Below are 20,191 nucleotides of genomic sequence, written 5' to 3' on the forward strand. Positions count from 1 at the left end.
AGAATGAAGTCATTGAAGGATTTAGTATTAGAATTTAAAAGCATAGTTAATGAAGAAAATGTTTTGATAGATGAACCCATGAAGAATCATACTTATTTTAAAGTAGGGGGACCGGCAGATGTATTGGTTGTTCCTCAAACTGTAGAAAAAGCTATAGAAGTAGTGAAGGTATGTAAGAACTCAGGTCATCCTTACTATCTAATAGGTAATGGCTCTAACCTTTTAGTTAAAGATGGTGGAATAAGGGGCGTTGTTATCAAACTTACAACTCTTCAAGATATCACGGTTGAGGAAAATGATATAATAGCTGAGTGTGGAGCACAATTAAGCAATATCTCTAAAAGAGCTTTAGAGGAATCACTACACGGTTTTGAATTTGCATGTGGAATACCTGGAAGTGTAGGTGGAGCTGTATTCATGAATGCAGGAGCTTATGACAGTGAAATGGTGAGAGTAGTTAAAAGTGCTACGGTGTTAGATGATAAAGGAAACATAAGAGAATTAAAGAATGGTGAATTAGAGCTTGGCTATAGAACATCAGCTATAATGAAATATGGATATTTTGTTCTTCAAGTAAGAATAGGCTTAGAAAAAGGTGATAAAGCAAAAGTTCAAGCCAGAATAGATGAGCTTACTAGACGTAGAACTGAGAAGCAGCCTTTAGAGTATCCATCAGCAGGAAGCACCTTTAAAAGACCAGAAGGGTATTTTGCTGGAAAGCTTATTCAAGACTGCGGACTTAAAGGATTCTCTATAGGAGGAGCAGCAGTTTCAGAAAAACATTCGGGTTTTATAATAAATAAAGGAAATGCTACAGCTCAAGATATTCTTGATGTTATAAAGCATGTCCAAAACACAGTAAAATCAGAATTTGGTGTAGACCTATCAACAGAAGTTAGAATAATAGGGGAAGATTAAATTCACATATACAAACTTTATAAAAAAATTTAAATAGAAATAATATTAGATACTACTTGAATAGATATAGCTTTTCAAGTGGTATTTTTTTATTAAAAATATTATTAATATAAATTTTAGAATTGATATTTGGCAGGCTATTAAAAATATTTGCGATTAAGTGAACCCTTACAAATATTATTAAATGTACCCATACATTTGATAAAGTTTCGGTTTTAGAATACATTTTAATTATAAATTGAATTCTTTATAAGATAAAAGTTAAGGGGGAATAGGAATGACAAGAGAAAATGTAAACAAAAATTTAGCTCAAATGCTAAAAGGCGGAGTAATAATGGATGTTACAAATAAAGAGCAGGCTATAATTGCAGAAAGAGCTGGAGCTTGTGCGGTAATGGCACTTGAGAGAGTACCTTCTGATATAAGAAAAGAAGGTGGAGTTGCTAGAATGTCTGACCCTAAGATGATAAAGGAGATACAAGAGGCTGTAACAATTCCAGTTATGGCTAAGGTTAGAATAGGTCACTTTGTTGAAGCACAGATATTAGAAGCTTTAAATATAGATTTTATAGATGAAAGTGAAGTTCTTACACCAGCAGATGACAGATATCATATAAATAAAAGAAACTTTAAAGTGCCATTTGTATGCGGAGCCACAAACCTTGGAGAAGCACTTAGAAGAATTGGAGAGGGAGCTTCTATGATAAGGACAAAAGGAGAAGCAGGTACAGGAGATGTAATACAAGCTGTTAAGCATATGAGAACAATGACAGATGAGATGAAAAAAGTTCAATCAGTTCCAGAGGAAGAACTTATGACTGTGGCAAAAGAAATTGCAGCACCATATGATTTAGTCAAGTATGTATGGGAAAATGGAAAGCTTCCAGTAGTAAATTTTGCAGCAGGTGGTATAGCGACTCCAGCAGATGCAGCGCTTATGATGCAGCTTGGATGTGATGGTGTCTTTGTTGGGTCAGGAATCTTTAAATCTGACAATCCGGAAAAAAGAGCGAGAGCTATAGTTCTTGCTACAACTTATTACAACGATGCCGAAAAACTAGTTGAAGTATCCACAGATTTAGGAGGAGCTATGAGCGGAATTTCTGCATCAGAAGTGGAAACTGAATATGCTAAAAGAGGATGGTAAAATGAAAATTGGGGTTTTAGCTTTTCAAGGAGGAGTCATTGAGCATATAAAACAAATAGAAGCATTGGGACACGAAGCTGTAAAAGTAAAAAAGGAAAACGATTTGGAAGGAATAGAAGGTATCATACTTCCTGGAGGAGAAAGCACTACTATGTCAAAACTGCTAAATATTACTGGTATGATGGAGCCTCTTAGAAAGAAAATAGAGGAAGGCCTTCCAACTTGGGGAACTTGTGCTGGGATGATACTTTTAGCAAAGGACATTGATGGAGAAGATAAAAGTCATCTTGGAGTTATGAATATTAAGGTTAAAAGAAATGCCTTTGGAACTCAAATAGACAGTTTTACAACTAGGAAAGCTATAAATAAAGTTAGTTCAGAACCTATAGATCTTGTATTTATAAGAGCTCCATATGTGGAAAGTTGTGGTGAAAAGGTTCAGGTATTATGTGAAATTGATGGGCGCATAGTGGCAGTTAAAGAAAACAATATTATAGCCACATCATTTCATCCGGAATTGACGAAAGACTTAACTTTTCTAAAATATTTTTTGGAAATTGTAAAATAAATTCATATAAAATAGAAACACCTGCTGTAAAAATTATTTCTTATGAAAGGATTAAAACAGTGGGTGTTTTCATTTTGCATTTTTATCACTCATAATGTAGAGAATAATTATGCCACTATGATATAATAGTATATTATAACTTTAAGGAGGAGCAGTATGAGATTTGTTATAGTAACTGGATTATCTGGAGCAGGAAAGACTCAAGCTACAAGGAACCTGGAAGATCTGGGATATTTTTGTGTAGACAATTTACCTCCTACATTGATTCCGAAGTTTGCAGAGCTATGTATACAAAGTGATGGAAAGATAGAAAAGATAGCACTGGTAATAGATATTAGAGGAGGAAAATTCTTTGATGCTTTATTTGAAAGTTTAAAGTATCTTCAAGATAATGAATTTCCTTATGAAATATTATTTTTGGATGCATCTGATGAGGTACTTGTAAAGAGATTTAAAGAAACAAGAAGAACTCATCCCTTAGCTCAAGAGGGAAGAGTTATAAGAGGCATAGCCTTAGAGAGACAAAAACTTAGAGAAGTAAAAAATAGAGCAGATATGATAGTAGATACTTCAAAAATGGAGATAAAGGATTTAAGGGCAAAGATAAACGAAATTTACGGAGAAATGGAGATAGAAAGATCAGGACTTTCTATTGCAGTTCTTTCTTTTGGTTTCAAATATGGAATACCGGTGGATTCAGATTTAGTCTTTGACGTAAGATTTATGCCAAATCCATTTTATATACCTGATCTTAGAAGATATTCAGGTAATGATAAGCCGGTAAAGGAATATGTATTAGAACATGAAGAAGCTACTACATTTATAGAAAAACTTAAGGATATGCTTGATTATTTAATTCCTCATTATGAAAATGAAGGAAAGAGACAGCTTATAATATCTATAGGATGTACAGGTGGAAGACACCGTTCAGTAGCTATAGCCAATGAAATATATGATTACTTAAATGCTAAATGGGCTAAAGTTACTATTGAACACAGAGATATAAACGAAGATATCAATAGAGGTGGAGGAAAACTATGAGGTTTAGCGACTGGCTAAGGCCGGGGATTAAAGTGAAAAGGTGGATACTTCTAGCAATACTAGGTATACTTATAATCGTTTTTGCTGTAAGTGAAATGTTATGGAATGGGTATTATTCTGTTTATTATAAATGTTTCTATGCCTTTTTGAATATTACAGGAATATTTTTACTTTATATAGCTATAACTGAAGGAATAAGATCCATAATAGCTTTAATAAACAAAGGATATTTAAGGTTTTCTTTAGACTCTAAGAAGATTGAAAATCTTATGTATGAAAAGAGACTTTTGATAAAAGGTCCTAAGATAGTTGTAATCGGTGGGGGGACAGGATTGTCTACCATGCTTAGAGGACTTAAGTATTATACGTCAAATGTTACGGCAATAGTTACAGTTGCTGATGATGGAGGCGGTTCAGGAGACTTAAGGGAAGATTTAGGCATACTTCCACCTGGTGATATAAGAAATTGTATATTAGCATTAGCTGATACGGAGCCTTTAATGGAAGAATTGCTTCAGTACAGATTTCCTGATGGTAAGCTTAAGAACCAAAGTTTTGGAAATCTGTTTTTAGCTGCTATGGATGGAATATCAGATAATTTTGAAGATGCAGTTCAAAAGATGAGCTCTGTATTAGCCGTTACAGGTAAAGTTCTTCCTGTAACTTTAGAAAATATGGTGTTAAAGGCTAAACTTAAAAATGGTAACGTAATAACAGGAGAATCAGCAATACCTGAAGAGGCTCTGAAACAAAAATCGCCTATAGATAGAATATTTATAGAACCAAAGAACGCAAGAGCTCTTAAAGAAGCTGTTACTGCTATAATGGAGGCAGATGCCATAATACTTGGACCAGGAAGTCTTTATACTAGTGTAATACCTAATCTTTTAGTAAAAGATATATCATCAGCACTTCATAAGAGCGATGCTATAAAAATATATGTATCAAATATAATGACACAGCCTGGAGAAAGCGACGGTTATACAGTAAGTGACCATATAAAAGCTATATTTAAACATGGTGGTAATAATATAGTTGATTACGTAATATGCAATGTGGCTGGGATAGATGAAGAGCTTAGAAAAAAATATGAGAAAGATAAATCAACATTAGTTGCATTGGATAGAAAAAGTCTAGAGAAGTTAAATGTAAAAGTTGTAGAAGCTAATTTAGTTAAAGTAAGAAAGGGACTTATAAGACATGATTCAGAAAAGTTATCTTCTATTTTAGTAGAAACTATAATGGATAAAAAATTATTCTATGATAGAAAGAAGATTGTAGAGTACTTCTATTTATCCGAGAGATTAAAGCAAAATAAGAAAAATTAGGAGTAGAGAAGTTATGTCATTTTCATCAAAGGTAAAAGGAGAAATATGTAGAAATATGGATTTGACCCATCAAGAAGCTGTGGCAGAAATTTCAGCTATAATGAAAGTCAGTGGAACACTGTCTTTTACTAGTGGGATGCAAGTGAGCTTTAAAGTGTCTACAGAAAATCCGGCTACGGCTAGATTGATGTTTAATATATTAAAAGAGTATTTTAATATTCACTCTAAGCTCATGGTAAAGAGAAGTAATTCTTTAAAGAAGAATAATATATATATGGTAATGATAACAGAGGATATGGGAGTAAAAGACCTTTTAAAAACTACTGGTATCTTAAAAGAAGAAGATGGAATGATGTCTTTAGACTATGGCATAAATTCTCATCTTATAAATGATGAGGAAACTTCAAGAGCATATATAAGAGGTGCTTTTCTTGGAGGAGGAAGTATAAGCAATCCAGAGAGAACATACCATCTTGAATTTGTGACTCACAGCTTAGAGTATGCAGAGGATCTATGTAAATTAATTAATAAATTTGAACTTAATTCAAAAATAATAAAAAGAAAAACAAGTTACATAGTTTACTTAAAAGAAGGAGAGCAGATAGTCGATTTATTAAATATAATTGGAGCTCACAACGCTTTATTGGAACTTGAGAACATAAGAATAATGAAGGAAATGAGAAACAATGTAAATAGGCTTGTAAACTGTGAAACTGCAAATTTAAGTAAAACTGTAAATGCTGCTGTAAGACAGGTAGAAAGCATAAAACTTATACAAAAAGAGATAGGTCTTGGAAGACTTCCAAAGAATCTGCGAGACATTGCAGAATTAAGGCTAAACTATCCAGATGAATCATTAAAGGAGCTGGGAGAAATGCTCGACCCTCCTGTTGGAAAATCTGGAGTCAATCATAGATTAAGAAAGATTGAAAAGATAGCGGAGGAATTAAGGAAAGAGGGTATATAAGCATGTCCAAACAGGATGAAATAATAAGCTATATAAAAATGCTAGACCCAGGGAGCAAAATCTCAGTAAGAACAATAGCAAGCCAGCTAGGAGTAAGTGAAGGAACAGCCTATAGAGCTATAAAGGAAAGTGAAAATATAGGAATAGTTTCAACTATACCAAGAGTTGGGACTGTAAGAGTAGAGAGAGCAGGAAAGAAAAATACTGAAACATTAACTTTTGCAGATGTAGTAAAGATAATAGACGGGGTCATACTAGGGGGAAAGGATGGCCTTTATAAGAAGCTTAATAAACTTGTTATAGGAGCCATGGCTGTAGAGGCTTTTACTAAATATGTAGTACCAGGATGTTTAACAATAGTTGGTAATAGGGAAGAGATTCAGAGGTATGCACTTGAAAATGAAGCAGCAGTGCTTATCAGTGGAGGCTTTTCATGTTCAGAAGAAATTAAAAACTTAGCAAATGACAAGATGCTTCCAATAATTTCATCTACATATGATACATTCACAATAGCTTCTATGATAAATCAAGCTATTCAAGAAATTAAGTTGAAGAAAGACATAATATTTGTAGAAGAAATCATGGACCAAGACTTATATTGTATTAAAGAATCTCAAGATTTAGAGACATGGAAAGAGCTTGTCATAAGCACCAAACATACAAGATATCCTGTAGTGGATGATGATATGAGAGTAGTTGGCATAATAACATCAAAAGATATGCCTATAGAGAATATGGACAAAAACGAATCTATTAAAAAGTTTATGAGACGTGATCCGATAACTGTAACGCCAAAAACAACGGTATCTTATGCTGCAAACATAATGGGCGGTGAAGATATCGAGCTTTGTCCTGTTGTAGATGGAAGGAAACTAGTTGGTGTTATAACCAGAAAAGATGTTATAAAGGCGTTAAAAACTATGGATAATAACTCTCAGATGGTAGAGAATTTAGAAGATACTATATTCAAAACCTTCCAATGTACAAAAGAGGGAGAGAGCAGAGTATATAGGGGAAGTATTACTCCTCAAATGATAGACAGCATGGGTACAGCATCTTGGGGAATCCTAAATATGATAATAACATCGGCAGCATTAAGGCATGTGAATGACCTTAATATAAACGTTGCAGTAGATAACATAAGCGTTTATTTTATGAGACCTGCTCAGCTTGGCACAGCTATAGTAATAAAATCTACTATAATAGATATAGGCAGGAGTTCAGGAAAACTAGAGATTGATATAGACAGCAGTAAAGGTGAAATCATAGGAAAAGCTATGGTATCAGTAAAGATATTAAAGAAATAATACATATATAATAACCAATCATACAGGGGGATAAGTATGGAAAAATATTATTTGTGTTTTGATATTGGGGGCACTAAGGTCAAGTATGGAATTTTAAATTCTAATGGACAAATATTAAATAAAGCTTCTTATGATACTCCAAAAGAATCTTTGGAGTCATTTATGGGGCCTATGGAAAGTATAATAAAAGGGTCTATATTAAGTCATGATATTAAAGGAATATCTTTAAGCTGCCCAGGGTTTATTAATCCTTATAGAGGGAGTATAGAGGTATGTCAGGTTCTAAGCTTTCTTGAAGATATAAGCATTACTGATATGCTGAGGGAAAAGTTTAATATTCCAGCAGCTATAGAAAATGATGCTAATTGTGTTGTTCTAGCCGAAAAGTTCAATGGTGCTGGCGAAAAATGTGATAGTTTTGCAGTAATAACTATAGGCACAGGAATTGGCGGCGGAGTATTCGTAAATGGAAAACTCATAAGAGGACATCAATTTAAGGGTGGAGAATTCAATTTTCTAATAAACAATGGACTAGAAGGTGTAGATGAAAAGTTCCAAATTTATGGAGATAATTCATCAACTAATGCGCTTATAAGAATGTATAAACTTTATAAAGAGATACCTATGACTTCTAAAGTAGAAGGCTATGAAGTATTTGAGTCAGCTTCAACGGATATCAATGTACAAGCCATAATAGATAAATGGTTTCAAAATATAAGCTATGGCATAATAAATATCTGCGCTATGTTAAACCCGGAAAAGATTTTAATAGGTGGAGGTATATGTGAGCGAGAAGATTTCATAGAAAGTATTGAAAAAACTCTAAGGTCTATAAAATGGTGGGGGTATGTTGAAACTAAAATAGAAAGATGCTGCCACAAAAACGATGGAGGACTTATAGGAGCGTTATATAACATTCTTAATGAAAATAATTAAAAAGTGTTTTAAAATATGAAATCAGCTAAGACTCTAAATAAGAGAAAAGCTGGTTTCTTTTTTATTAATGAAAATTTTGTAGAATTACTTTAGATTAAAGCTTATAATTTATATAGTACAACTTAAGAAAATACAGGGAGGTGAATAGCTGATGAGTAGTAATTTTTGTCATCTTCATGTCCATACCGAATATTCCCTTTTGGATGGGGCAGGAAAAATATCGAAGCTTATAGATAAGGCAAAAGAGCTTGGAATGGATAGCCTTGCCATAACAGACCATGGTGTCATGTATGGCTGCGTTGAATTCTATAAGGAGGCAGTTAGTAAAGGAATAAAACCTATAATAGGTTCTGAAATATATATAGTACCTAAGAGTATGCACATAAAGGAACATAATCCAGATAATGAAAATTATCATTTGGTTCTTTTAGTGAAGAATTCTAAAGGATACGATAATCTTATGGATATAGTTTCAAAGGCATCTCTTGAAGGTTTCTATTATAAGCCTAGAATAGACCACGATTATCTTAAGAGCCATAGTGAAGGACTTATAGCTTTAAGTGCATGTCTTGGAGGTGAGGTCCAAAGCCATATAAATAAAGGAAGACTTGAAAAAGCAAAAGAAGCAGCAGTATTTTACAAAAGTGTTTTTGGACCAGATTTTTATTTAGAACTTCAAGACCATGGTATAGAGGAACAGAAAAAAGTCAATGAAGAGCTTCTAAAGATGTCAAAGGAACTCCAAATACCTTTGGTAGCAACAAATGACGTTCACTATATCAATAAAGAAGATGCTAAGGCTCATGACATACTTTTATGTATACAAACAGGAAAAACAATAGAAGATGAAAATAGAATGAGGTATCCTTGGCAGCAGTTTTACCTAAGGTCTGAGGAAGAGATGCGTGAGCTGTTCCCATATGCTCAAGAAGCTATAGACAACACTCAGAAAATAGCAGATATGTGTCAATTTGATTATGAGTTCCACAAATCAAAGCTTCCAAAATTTCCTTTAGATGAAGGGATAGACCCTTTTGAATATCTTAGAGACTTATGTTATAAAGGGCTGGCAGAAAGATACGGTTGTATTAGACCTATATTGAAAGATGAAAAAATAGACTATGAAAAAGCAGAGCAGATAAAAAAAGAAGATGATGAAGCAGCCCATCTGATAGAAAGATTAGAATATGAGCTTGGTGTAATAAACCAAATGGGTTATGTAGATTATTTTCTTATAGTATGGGATTTCATAAAGTTTTCTTATGATAACGGCATACCTACGGGTCCGGGGAGAGGCTCTGGAGCAGGATCAATAGTAGCTTACACATTAGGAATAACCAAGATAGACCCTATCAAATATGGACTTATCTTTGAGAGATTCCTAAACCCAGAGAGAGTTAGTATGCCAGATATAGATAGTGACTTCTGTTATGAAAGAAGACAGGAAGTTATAGACTACGTTGTAAGAAAATATGGTGCAAACAATGTATCACAGATAATAACTTTTGGTACTATGGCAGCAAGAGGATGTATCAGAGATGTAGGAAGAGCTATGAATTATTCCTACGGAGAAGTAGATAAAGTAGCAAAGATGATACCATCAGTGCTTAATATAACTATAGATAAAGCTCTAGATATGAATAAAGAGCTTAAGGATCTTTATGATGGAGACATGAGGATAAAGGAACTTATAGATGTGAGCAGAAGCCTTGAAGGACTTCCTAGGCATACATCAACTCATGCAGCAGGTGTTGTAATTGCGTCACAACCATTAGTGTCCTATGTACCGCTTCAGAGAAACGAAGAAATGGTAGTTACTCAATTCCCTATGGGAACATTAGAAGAGCTTGGGCTTTTAAAGATGGACTTTTTGGGACTTAGAACTCTTACTGTAATGAGAAATGCTATAGAGATGATAGAAGAAAACCGAGGGGTAAAAATCAATCTTGATGATTTAGGCTTTGATGACCCTAAGGTATATAAAATGATTGGTGAAGGAAAGACTGTAGGAGTATTCCAGCTGGAATCTCCAGGAATGACATCTTTCATGAAGGAACTTAAACCTGACAATCTAGAGGATATAATAGCTGGAATAAGTTTGTACAGACCAGGACCAATGGCGGAAATTCCTAGGTATATAGAGGGGAAGAGAAATCCTGATTCAGTAACTTACGAAACTCCAGAGCTTGAAAGCATACTTAATGTAACATATGGTGTTATGGTGTATCAAGAGCAAGTTATGGAGATAGTTAGAAAACTTGCTGGATACTCTATGGGACGAAGTGACCTTGTTAGAAGAGCTATGTCCAAGAAAAAGCACAAGGTTATGGAAGAGGAAAGAAAAAATTTCATAAATGGGATAGTAAATGAGGATGGTACTGTTGAGGTCCCAGGTTGTGTTAGGAATGGAATATCTCCTGAAGCAGCAAATCAAATCTTTGATCAGATGATGGACTTTGCAAGCTATGCATTCAATAAATCTCATGCTGCGGCTTATGCTGTTGTAGGATATGAGACTGGATATCTTATGAGATATTATCCTGTAGAGTTTATAGCTGCCATGCTGAATAGTATAATGGGTCAGAATGAAAAGGCTGCTTACTATATAGCATTTGCAGAAGGCCTTGGAATACAAGTACTTCCACCAGACATTAACGAGAGTTATACAAAGTTCACTGTTAAAGGAGACACTATAAGGTTTGGTCTTGGAGCTATAAAAAATGTTGGATTTAATGTTGTAGAATCTATAGTAGAGGCAAGAAACTCAAAAGGACGTTTCAAAAGCCTGTATGATTTTTGTAACAAAGTAGATCTTGGAACTGTAAATAAGAGAGCTATAGAAAGCTTAATCAAAGCTGGAGCATTAGATGAATTTAAAATATATAGGTCTCAAATGCTTGCAGTTTATGAAAAAATAATGGATGGAATAGCAGGTCAGAAAAAAAGAAATATAGAGGGCCAGATGAGCTTATTTGGTGGAAATGAAGAAGTAGAGACTACAACTACAATTCCATTTCCAAACATAAAAGAATTTGAAAAAAAATATAAGCTTGCTATGGAAAAAGAAATGACAGGACTTTATATAACCGGTCATCCTTTAGATGATTATGAAAGCAGCTTAAAGTTTCAGACATCAATAACTTTAGGTAAAATAATGGAAGAATATAACGAGTATTTTGGCGGGATGACATTAGAAGAAGATGAAGCCATTGTGACATCCACTAATGTAGTAAAAGAAATTGAAGCGTCCATACAGGATAATCAAAGAGTTAAAGTCGGAGGAATACTCTCAGAAGTAAATCGAAAAATAACAAGAAATAATTCTATGATGGCATTTCTTAGATTAGAAGATCTGACTGGAGATTTGGAGTGCATAGTATTTCCAAAAGCTTATGATAAGCTGATGACTCTTCTTCAGGTAGATGAGATGGTAGTCATAGAAGGAAGATTATCATTAAAAGAAGATGAACTTCCAAAAGTTATATGTGAGAATATATATCCATTAGAGAAAGTAGATAGTCAAAAATTATATATAGCTATACCTGAATATAAGGAATTTGCTTCAATAAAAAATAAATTGAGGTTTATATGTGAGAAACATAAGGGATTAACTCCACTTTTCATTTTTTCCAGAAAGGAAAAACAAAAATATATGCTCAGCAAAGACTTTTGGGTGGATGCAGACTCTGACTTAATGGAAGAACTACGAAAAGTTTTTGGCGAAGAAAATATTAAAATTTTAAATTAAATTTAAAATAAATAAGGTGAAAAGGTTTGTGAAGAGGGCTTTGATGCCCTCTTTTGACTATTTTCATGTAGTTTGATGTTCACCTAATAAGAGATTTAGTGTATAATTATTATTGAGGATTAAGGATATAATATAAACATGAAGATTTAAGAAGAATTACTTTACTGATGGTGGGACTAGCTTTGTCCCAGGTGGCGATAGGAGGAATAAAAATGAGGAAAATAGCCGTATTAACAAGTGGCGGAGACGCACCAGGAATGAACGCAGCAATAAGAGCAGTAGTAAGATCAGCTATTGATAAGGGAATCGAAGTTATGGGAGTCCAAAGAGGATATGCAGGTCTTATTAATGGAGAATTAGCTCCAATGAATAGAAACAGTGTATCAGATATAGTTCATAGAGGTGGAACTATATTAAAGACTGCTAGATGTCCAGAGTTTAAGACGGAAGAAGGAAGACAAAAAGCTGCAAATGTTTTAAGAGTATTTGGAGTTGATGGTCTTGTTGTAATAGGTGGAGATGGATCATTCACAGGAGCTAGATTATTATCAAAGCTTGGAGTTTCAACTGTAGGAATACCAGGAACTATAGACAATGACTTATCGTACACAGAATATACTATAGGATTTGATACATCATTAAATACAGTGTTAGATGCTATAAACAAACTTAGAGATACTTCATCATCTCACGAAAGAGTAAGCATAGTTGAAGTTATGGGAAGACATTGTGGAGATTTAGCTTTATATGCTGGAATCGCAGGTGGAGCTGAAGATGTTATAGTACCAGAAATTGAGTTTGATAAAGATGAATTATGTAAGACAATATTAGAAGGTAAGCTAAAAGGAAAAACTCACAGCCTTATATTATTAGCTGAAGGTGTTGGTGGAGCTTCTAAGCTTGCAAAATATGTTGAAGAAATGACAGGAATAGAAACAAGAGCAACAATATTAGGACATATACAAAGAGGTGGAAGTCCTTCTGGATTTGATAGAATATTAGCATCAAAGATGGGAGTTAAAGCTGTAGATGTTTTAATGGAAGGTAAGAGCGCAAGAGTTATAGGAATAGAAAGTGGAAAGATAATGGATCAAGATATAGATGAAGCATTATCAATACCAAGAAGATTTGATGAAGAACTATATGAAATATCAAAAGTTCTAGCACACTAAAATAAAAAAATACGTTTTCCAGTTAGATTAAATTACAAAATTTCCAGTTAGATTTATTTAGAAAATTATAAGGAGTGTTATTATATGAGAAAAACAAAAATAGTTTGCACAATAGGCCCAGCTAGTGACAGTGAAGAAGTTTTATCACAAATAATAGAAGCAGGAATGAGTGTATCAAGACACAATTTCTCTCATGGTGATCATGCTGAACATAGAAGAAGAATGGAACTAGTTAGAGAATTAAGTGCAAAATACCATAAACCAATAGCTATAATGCTTGATACAAAGGGGCCAGAAATAAGAACAGGAAACTTTGCTTTAGGTAAAGTTGAATTAAAAGAGGGAGCAAACTTTACAATATATTGTGGAGAAGAAGTTATTGGAGATGAGACAAAGTGCTCAATCACTTATGCTAACTTATGTAATGACGTAAAGCCAGGAAACTTCATATTAATAGATGACGGTTTAGTAGGACTTGAAGTTGTTTCTATCGACGGAGCAAAAATTAACTGTGTTGTAAAGAACAATGGTATGGTTGGAAACCATAAGGGTGTTAATGTACCAGGAGTTTCAACATCACTTCCTGCTATAACAGAAAAAGATATAGATGACTTAAAGTTTGGATGCGAAATGGGAGTTGAATTAATAGCAGCTTCTTTCATAAGAAAGGCATCAGACGTAGAGACTATAAGAAAAGTATTAACTGAAAATGGTGGAGAAAACATCTTAATATTCTCTAAGATAGAAAATCAAGAAGGTGTAGAGAACATAGACAAAATATTAGATGTATCTGACGGAATAATGGTAGCTAGAGGAGACCTAGGAGTAGAAATTCCAATAGAAAAGGTACCAGGAGTACAAAAAATGATCATAGAAAAGTGTAATAGAGCTGGAAAGCCTGTTATAACAGCAACTCAAATGCTTGACTCTATGATAAGAAACCCAAGACCAACAAGAGCGGAAGCTTCAGACATAGCAAACGCTATACTTGATGGAACTGACTGTATAATGCTAAGCGGTGAAACTGCAAATGGTAAGTATCCAGTAGAAGCTGTAAAGACTATGGCGAGAATAGCTGAATCAGCTGAAGAAGAAATAAACTATGATAGAGTATTTACTAGAAAGCGTAAAGAGCACGTTCCAGGAGTTCAAAGCTCAATAAGTTTAGCAGCTGTTAATACTTCAATGGAAACAGATGCAAAAGCTATAATCGCAGTAACTCAAAGCGGTAGTACAGCAAAGATAGTTTCAAAATATAGACCAAAATGTGCTGTAGCAGCAGTAACTCCATCAGAAAAGGTTGCTAGACAGCTTAATTTAAGCTGGGGAGTATATCCTATAATAGCACCAAAGCAAGAAAGTATAGATGCACTTTTAGATGTTGCTAGTGAAGAGTGTGTAAAATCAGGTCTTGTAAATAAGAACGATATGGTTATAATAGTAGCAGGAATTCAACAAGTAGGAACAACAAACCTAATGAAGGTTCACACAGTATAAAGTAATATTCTTAAAAATAATGAGGTCTGAGAATTTTCTCAGACCTCTAATTTTTATATTTTGAAAATCGGGATAATAAATAGAATTATAGTTTTTTATAATTAAAAATCTATAATTTAATAGTTAAAAACTATTAATTTTAGAGAAAATCATGAAAAAATAATATTTCAATTAAAATTTACAATTTGTTAACAACATTTAAGCTGATTTTTGTGTATAGTATATTTTATGCAGGCGAAGATTAAGAAGAGAATATGAGAAAAACTGGCAACTGATTTATTCAAAGCTATTGCAAAAGTATCATGGAATTTTACTCATTCTAATGATACATAATGTTGGAGAAGCATAAGACCACTGATTACCCCAGTGGTCTTATGCTTTTTCGATATTTCATGAATTTGTATTAAAAGACTGGGAAAAATAAATTATAAGAAAGCTTAGGAAGGAGGCAGTTAAAGATAGGATATCTTTAACCATAAATATTATGACAAAGCTTACTTGTAATGCTAATGGATGCGTAAACAACATCGGAGGATATTGTACAGCCAGATATATAGATATAAACATAAAACAGGAAAATGAAAAAGATAAGGATTTAATATTTTGCTCTACCTTTGGTGAAAGAAATTTAGCAGAGGCCTTAAGAGAATTTGGCAATGTAAACTTAGGAGGAGCCATAGAGCAGGCATTAAACCCTGATGAAGTTGTGCTAACACCATTTGTAAATTGTATTGCTTATAAATGTTTGTATAACGATAATGGAAGATGCGAAGCTAAAAATGTTATGATAGCATCATTAAACAAAGAAGGCACAAAACCTTACTGTGAGACTTATGAATAAATCACAAATCAATTATTAATTTTAGAATAGAATACTAATTAAAGAAATTTGTATAAAGAGCTTAAAGCTAAATAAATATTTTTAGCTTTAAGCCTTAAATACTTTAGGATATAATAGAGGATAGAAATGAAGGCTAAGGAGTGGAATTTATTGATAGAAAAGAATAGTGAACACATTTTGTACATAGAAGGCGAAGGTTATGAAGGTGAAGGCATAGCAAGAATAGACGGCTATCCTATATTCGTCAAAGGAGCTCTTACAGGAGAAAAAGTTGCTATAAAAATAATAAAAGCAAATAAAAATTATGGATATGGCAAGATATTAGAGATACTTGAACCTTCACAAAGCAGGGTGACTCCTTCCTGCGAATTATATAAAAAATGTGGAGGATGTAACCTTCAGCATATGAGCTATGAAAAGCAGCTTAAATTTAAAAAATCTAGAGTTGAAGATTGTCTTAAAAAGATAGGCGGTTTTAAGAATATAAAGGTTGAAGATACTTTGGGTATGGTAGAACCTCATAGATATAGAAACAAGGTTATGCTTCCTATAGGAAAAGAGGAAGGAAAGTCAGTTGTAGGTTTCTATGCACCAAGGAGTCACAATATAATAGATATGGATACTTGTCTCATTCAGCATGAAGAAGGGGACAAGGTTGTAGAAATAATAAAATACTGGATGGATACTTACAATATAAAAGCTTATGACGAAAATAACACTTCAAGAGAAGCTATGAAGGATAGAGTAAGACATGTAATGGTGAGAAAAGGCTATAAAACAGGAGAAGTCATGGTAGTTATAGTTACCTCATCAAAACATCTTCCTCATAAGGAAGAACTTATAGCTCTTCTTACAAAGAATATAGAAGGCATAAAGTCAATAATTCAAAATATAAATGAAAAAGCAACAAATGTTGTTCTTGGACTAAAATCCATAACTCTATGGGGAAGTGACACAATAAAGGACTATATAGGAGAATTTCATTTTAACATATCTCCACTATCCTTCTTCCAAGTGAACCCTTTTCAAACAGAAGTGCTTTACGGTAAAGCTCTAGAGTTTGCAGGATTAACAGGAGAAGAAGTGGTTTTTGACGCATACTGCGGCACAGGAACTATATCACTATTCCTATCCCAAAAAGCAAAGAAAGTCTATGGGGTAGAGATAGTACCAGAAGCCATAGAGGATGCTAAAATTAACGCTATGGAAAACAAGGTAAACAATGTTGAATTCCTAGTAGGAGAAGCGGAAAAAGTCATACCACAAATGGTAGACCAAAACATCTACGCTGATGTCATGGTAGTAGATCCTCCACGTAAAGGCTGCGGAAGAGAGCTGCTAGATTCTATAGGCATAATGAAACCAAAAACACTAGTATACGTATCTTGTGACCCAAGTACATTGGCAAGAGATATGGCTATATTAGTAGGAAAGGGCTACGAAGTTGAAAAAGTACAGCCGGTTGATATGTTCCCTTTTTCATCACATGTAGAAACTGTGGTGAAGCTAATCAAGAGATAATAAAGGTTATATGGTTTTAAATATTTAAAAAATATGGTTTTGTCCACTTAGTGTCCACCTAAAAATCACTTGGTGGGCAAAATTCCATTTACAGCATTTTCAAATACATCAACTGCATTTTGTTCCATTTTTTCTGTATCATGGACATATGTTTGAAGAGTAGTTTGGATGTTTTTATGTCCAAGTCTTTTCTGAACTGATTTTGGTGATATCCCATTTTCAATCAACAATGTAGCATGTGTATGTCTTAAGGAATGATAATCAAAAGCAAGTTTCAATTGATTATGAATAACTCTGCTACAATATTTAAATGAATCGGTTGAAGTATATTCACCATTTTCAGTTATACAAACCATTTTTACCCTTGGTAATGTTGCTCCAACACACTTCTGAACAGGCATTAATCGTATAATATCATTTCCTTTTTCGTCTTTTTCAACCTTCTTTATCATGATTGTATAATATTCACCATATGTTATTTCATATTCAAATTGCCTAATTTTTTCAGCTTTTAATGCTTTGATTAGGCTGTCACCAATTTTAATTGTTCTTACAGAATTATATTTTGGTGTTGTAAAGTACCATGCTGACTTTTCTTCCTTCTTACCTTTTTTCTTTAAAACTTCACGAACATCAACACCATAATTTCTTTTTACAATCTGTTTGTTAACTGTCAGTGTTTTATTATCAAAGTCAATATCATCCCATGTTAATCCAAATGTTTCAGATATACGCAAACCACAATTCCATCCAATAAGTAGTGGAATGTGAAATCTATTTCCTACTGGAAACCTTTCAATGATTTCTTGAAATTCATCAGGTTTCAATATTATCCTTTCCTTTGGTTTTCTTTCTACAGTTGGAAATTTTACATAGTGTATTGGATTTTCTTTTAAATACTGCAAAGGATGAACTGCATAATCCAATGAAGCTGAAAAGGTTGAAATAATTCCCACAAGGTGTGACCTTGAAAATCCATTCAATTTCAGATTATTGGCATATACTTGAATCATTGTTGGATTTAGTGATTTCAGTTTATATTGACCAAAGTTCGGTTTTAGGTGATTCTCTATGATACTCAAATAAGCAAGTTGTGTGTTATATTTTAGTTCAATCTTGCAATAATTATCAAACCAAAAATCCAAATAATCAGATACACTGATTTCAGTTGATTCAAAGTGCATTCCTGTATTATTGTATTCAGCTAAAGCCTTTGTTCCTGATTCTAAAGCTTCTTTTTTTGTTTTAAATCCACTTTTTGAAATCTGCTTTCTTTTCCCATCTATCTTTGCAGCTTCAAAACGATATTCCCATTTATTGCCCCTTTTTCTTACATTAATTTCTGCCATATGAATTCTCCTTTCCTTGATTTTAAAGTAAAACTTAGAATATATGTCTTAAAATTACATAAAATCACCACCTTTACGAATATATGTTCTTTTGTAAGTTAAAAAATATATTAAGGTCAGTAAAGACCTATAATATAAACAATTTAAATGTGTCTTTTTAATTCTATTAATTCGCTAGGAACTTCATAATAAGCAGCTAATTGATTAATAGAGTAGCCCTCAAGAATAATAGGATCCACATCATATATTAAAAATTCAGCAGCAAATAAATTTGCTTCATATTCTTTTTTTCCCTTATTTATATAACCTATGCTAGTAAAAAAGCATGTCGATTTTGTATGAAGTACACAATGACCCAATTCATGAGCTAGAACGAAACGCTTTTGACAATCATCTAAATTTGAATTTAAATAAATAACTTTATTTCTTTTTATATATTTGTACATACCATAGATACTGCCTAAAGGTTGGGTTACTAAAACTACATCTAAGCAATTTGCTAACTCAAAAGGGTCATTGGTTTTATATTTTTCTTTTAAATCGTTAATTACCCTTTTAATATAAGTATTCAAATTATCCCCCACCTATTTTTTATATTTATTTGGTGTATATTTCTCCTTGTTTTTAATTTTTATTTGTTCTAAGGCTATTTTCATAGCACTTTCAATCAAGTCTAAATCTTCTTCTGCAAGTTCTTGTCCATTATAATAAGCGGTACCATCAGTACCTTCTCTAAATTCATCCATAAGAACTTTCAAATCTTTAGTTATGGATTTTTTATCTTTTTCATTCAATCCAGTTTCATTATCACTTATTAAATAATCTACTGTTACTCCAAAGAAGTCAGCTATCTTAACTAATGTCTTTCTGCCAGCTGGTCTACTATTACTTTCAATCATACCTAATGTTGATTGAGCTATGCCAATTTTACTACATAGTTGTTCTTGGGTTAGACTCATACCTTTTCTTAAATTCTTAATTTTATCACCTAACATAACAAATTCACCTCATAAGATAATATTATCACTTTTGAGGATAAAATCAATAGCAAATTTGCGATAATTAAAGATTTTTTAAGTAATGAGGAGCTAATTCTACATATTATCCTAAAAAGGGATATACAAGTATTTTATTTTTATCGCAAAATAGGATATTATTAAAACATACCAAGACAAACAATTCACCTCAAAGAATAAGTTTATCTTGTAAATCAAATTGTAAAGGGGGAATAGGAAATGGAAAATATAGATAAAGTTATAGAAAATTTATGTAACTATATTAATTCAGAAGTGGAATCTAAAATTGTTACAGATGCAACTATTGATATGGTTAAAGCTCTAGCTGAACTAATATCAGCTAGAGCACTCTAGTTTTTAGAAACTAGTTTTTAATTTGGGCTTATTTGTAATTCTGTCATCTTCTAAAATCTTATATATTTTAGAGTAAATTTCTAAATATTTATTTGTAAGTTCTTCTGGAGAAAGTTCAGACAAATTTTGAGATTTTAGATTTAACAAAGTTAGATCGTGAGCTTTAGCTTTTACTGAATAAGTAATCACATCAGACATAAAATTCACCACCTTTCAAAGACAATTTTATCACCTAAAGTAACAATATAGCAATAAAGGAGATGATATACAGTGAAAAACACACCTATAAGACTAAGAAGGTTAAACGCTGGTATAGAGCAAGAAGAAGCTATTGAGCGTTTAGGCGTAAGTAAAAGTACATTTTATAAGTTAGAGCAGGGATGGACTAGTCCATCAGCACAGTTGATTAAAAGACTTGCAGATACTTATAAATGTACTACAGATGAAATCTTTAGAGATTTTAAGATTATGGGATAGGAGG

The 20,191-nt window shown here is 33.0% G+C and carries 18 protein-coding genes and 1 pseudogene; 15 read left to right on the top strand and 4 right to left on the bottom strand.

The genetic code is table 11. The annotated features are described in order from the left end of the window. Window positions 1-3: 3 nt before the first annotated feature. The 13 genes and pseudogenes from murB to rlmD all read left to right on the top strand — a co-directional run bounded on the left by murB (window position 4) and on the right by rlmD (window position 16,991). Complete coding sequence (murB, locus tag KQH81_RS03100) at window positions 4-918, top strand: UDP-N-acetylmuramate dehydrogenase (RefSeq protein WP_027637509.1); 915 nt, start codon at window positions 4-6, stop codon at window positions 916-918. 277 nt (window positions 919-1,195) lie between these two features. Next, window positions 1,196-2,065 (top strand): pyridoxal 5'-phosphate synthase lyase subunit PdxS, encoded by an 870-nt coding sequence (gene pdxS / locus KQH81_RS03105; protein ID WP_099336128.1) that lies wholly within the window; start codon window positions 1,196-1,198, stop codon window positions 2,063-2,065. A gap of 1 nt (window position 2,066) precedes the next feature. Then, window positions 2,067-2,633: a pyridoxal 5'-phosphate synthase glutaminase subunit PdxT gene (gene pdxT / locus KQH81_RS03110; RefSeq protein WP_099336127.1), complete on the top strand. Its 567-nt coding sequence runs from the start codon at window positions 2,067-2,069 to the stop codon at window positions 2,631-2,633. Between the two features lie 156 nt (window positions 2,634-2,789). After that, window positions 2,790-3,674, top strand: coding sequence for an RNase adapter RapZ (gene rapZ, locus KQH81_RS03115; RefSeq protein ID WP_027637506.1), 885 nt, complete (start codon window positions 2,790-2,792; stop codon window positions 3,672-3,674). Then, entirely contained in the window at window positions 3,671-5,002 is a 1,332-nt protein-coding gene (locus tag KQH81_RS03120) for a gluconeogenesis factor YvcK family protein (protein WP_027637505.1), read from the top strand. The genes rapZ and KQH81_RS03120 overlap by 4 nt, the downstream gene beginning before the upstream one ends. 13 nt (window positions 5,003-5,015) lie before the next feature. Beyond that, complete coding sequence (gene whiA / locus KQH81_RS03125; RefSeq protein ID WP_027637504.1) at window positions 5,016-5,969, top strand: DNA-binding protein WhiA; 954 nt, start codon at window positions 5,016-5,018, stop codon at window positions 5,967-5,969. 2 nt (window positions 5,970-5,971) lie between these two features. Then, a complete protein-coding gene (locus KQH81_RS03130) occupies window positions 5,972-7,276 on the top strand; it encodes a DRTGG domain-containing protein (RefSeq protein WP_027637503.1) in 1,305 nt (434 codons plus the stop codon). A 36-nt stretch (window positions 7,277-7,312) separates the two neighbouring features. Further along, window positions 7,313-8,212: an ROK family protein gene (locus KQH81_RS03135; RefSeq protein ID WP_178312195.1), complete on the top strand. Its 900-nt coding sequence runs from the start codon at window positions 7,313-7,315 to the stop codon at window positions 8,210-8,212. 151 nt (window positions 8,213-8,363) lie between these two features. Beyond that, on the top strand, window positions 8,364-11,960 hold the full coding sequence (locus tag KQH81_RS03140; protein WP_178312197.1) for a DNA polymerase III subunit alpha: 3,597 nt from the start codon (window positions 8,364-8,366) through the stop codon (window positions 11,958-11,960). A gap of 212 nt (window positions 11,961-12,172) precedes the next feature. After that, a complete protein-coding gene (gene pfkA, locus KQH81_RS03145) occupies window positions 12,173-13,132 on the top strand; it encodes a 6-phosphofructokinase (protein WP_027637500.1) in 960 nt (319 codons plus the stop codon). 84 nt (window positions 13,133-13,216) lie between these two features. Then, window positions 13,217-14,626: pseudogene (gene pyk, locus KQH81_RS03150) on the top strand (pyruvate kinase); the annotation flags it as partial. A gap of 487 nt (window positions 14,627-15,113) precedes the next feature. After that, on the top strand, window positions 15,114-15,470 hold the full coding sequence (locus tag KQH81_RS03155; RefSeq protein WP_027637498.1) for a DUF1540 domain-containing protein: 357 nt from the start codon (window positions 15,114-15,116) through the stop codon (window positions 15,468-15,470). A gap of 150 nt (window positions 15,471-15,620) precedes the next feature. After that, window positions 15,621-16,991: a 23S rRNA (uracil(1939)-C(5))-methyltransferase RlmD gene (gene rlmD, locus KQH81_RS03160; protein ID WP_027637497.1), complete on the top strand. Its 1,371-nt coding sequence runs from the start codon at window positions 15,621-15,623 to the stop codon at window positions 16,989-16,991. A gap of 65 nt (window positions 16,992-17,056) precedes the next feature. Here the strand turns inward: rlmD and KQH81_RS03165 are convergent, their stop codons facing one another. From KQH81_RS03165 to KQH81_RS03175, 3 genes are all read right to left on the bottom strand, one after another. After that, on the bottom strand, window positions 17,057-18,340 hold the full coding sequence (locus KQH81_RS03165) for a site-specific integrase (protein ID WP_230028894.1): 1,284 nt from the start codon (window positions 18,338-18,340) through the stop codon (window positions 17,057-17,059). Between the two features lie 143 nt (window positions 18,341-18,483). Beyond that, the gene (locus KQH81_RS03170) at window positions 18,484-18,912 is read right to left on the bottom strand and encodes an ImmA/IrrE family metallo-endopeptidase (RefSeq protein WP_230028895.1); all 429 of its coding nucleotides are present in this window, start codon (window positions 18,910-18,912) and stop codon (window positions 18,484-18,486) included. 12 nt (window positions 18,913-18,924) lie between these two features. Continuing rightward, entirely contained in the window at window positions 18,925-19,335 is a 411-nt protein-coding gene (locus tag KQH81_RS03175) for a helix-turn-helix domain-containing protein (protein WP_230028897.1), read from the bottom strand. A 240-nt stretch (window positions 19,336-19,575) separates the two neighbouring features. Here KQH81_RS03175 and KQH81_RS17590 point away from each other — a divergent pair, with 240 nt between their 5' ends. Further along, the gene (locus KQH81_RS17590) at window positions 19,576-19,710 is read left to right on the top strand and encodes a hypothetical protein (RefSeq protein WP_268254224.1); all 135 of its coding nucleotides are present in this window, start codon (window positions 19,576-19,578) and stop codon (window positions 19,708-19,710) included. Window positions 19,711-19,713: 3 nt separating this feature from the next. Here the strand turns inward: KQH81_RS17590 and KQH81_RS03180 are convergent, their stop codons facing one another. Next, window positions 19,714-19,908 carry a hypothetical protein gene (locus KQH81_RS03180; protein ID WP_230028898.1) on the bottom strand — a complete coding sequence of 65 codons (195 nt, stop codon included), beginning with the start codon at window positions 19,906-19,908 and terminating at the stop codon, window positions 19,714-19,716. A gap of 72 nt (window positions 19,909-19,980) precedes the next feature. Between KQH81_RS03180 and KQH81_RS03185 the strand changes: the two genes are divergently transcribed. Beyond that, a complete protein-coding gene (locus tag KQH81_RS03185; protein ID WP_027638630.1) occupies window positions 19,981-20,187 on the top strand; it encodes a helix-turn-helix domain-containing protein in 207 nt (68 codons plus the stop codon). Window positions 20,188-20,191 lie beyond the last annotated feature (4 nt).

Origin of the sequence: Clostridium cadaveris (assembly GCF_020911725.1) — a bacterium.
Lineage (GTDB): Bacteria > Bacillota > Clostridia > Clostridiales > Clostridiaceae > Clostridium_X > Clostridium_X cadaveris.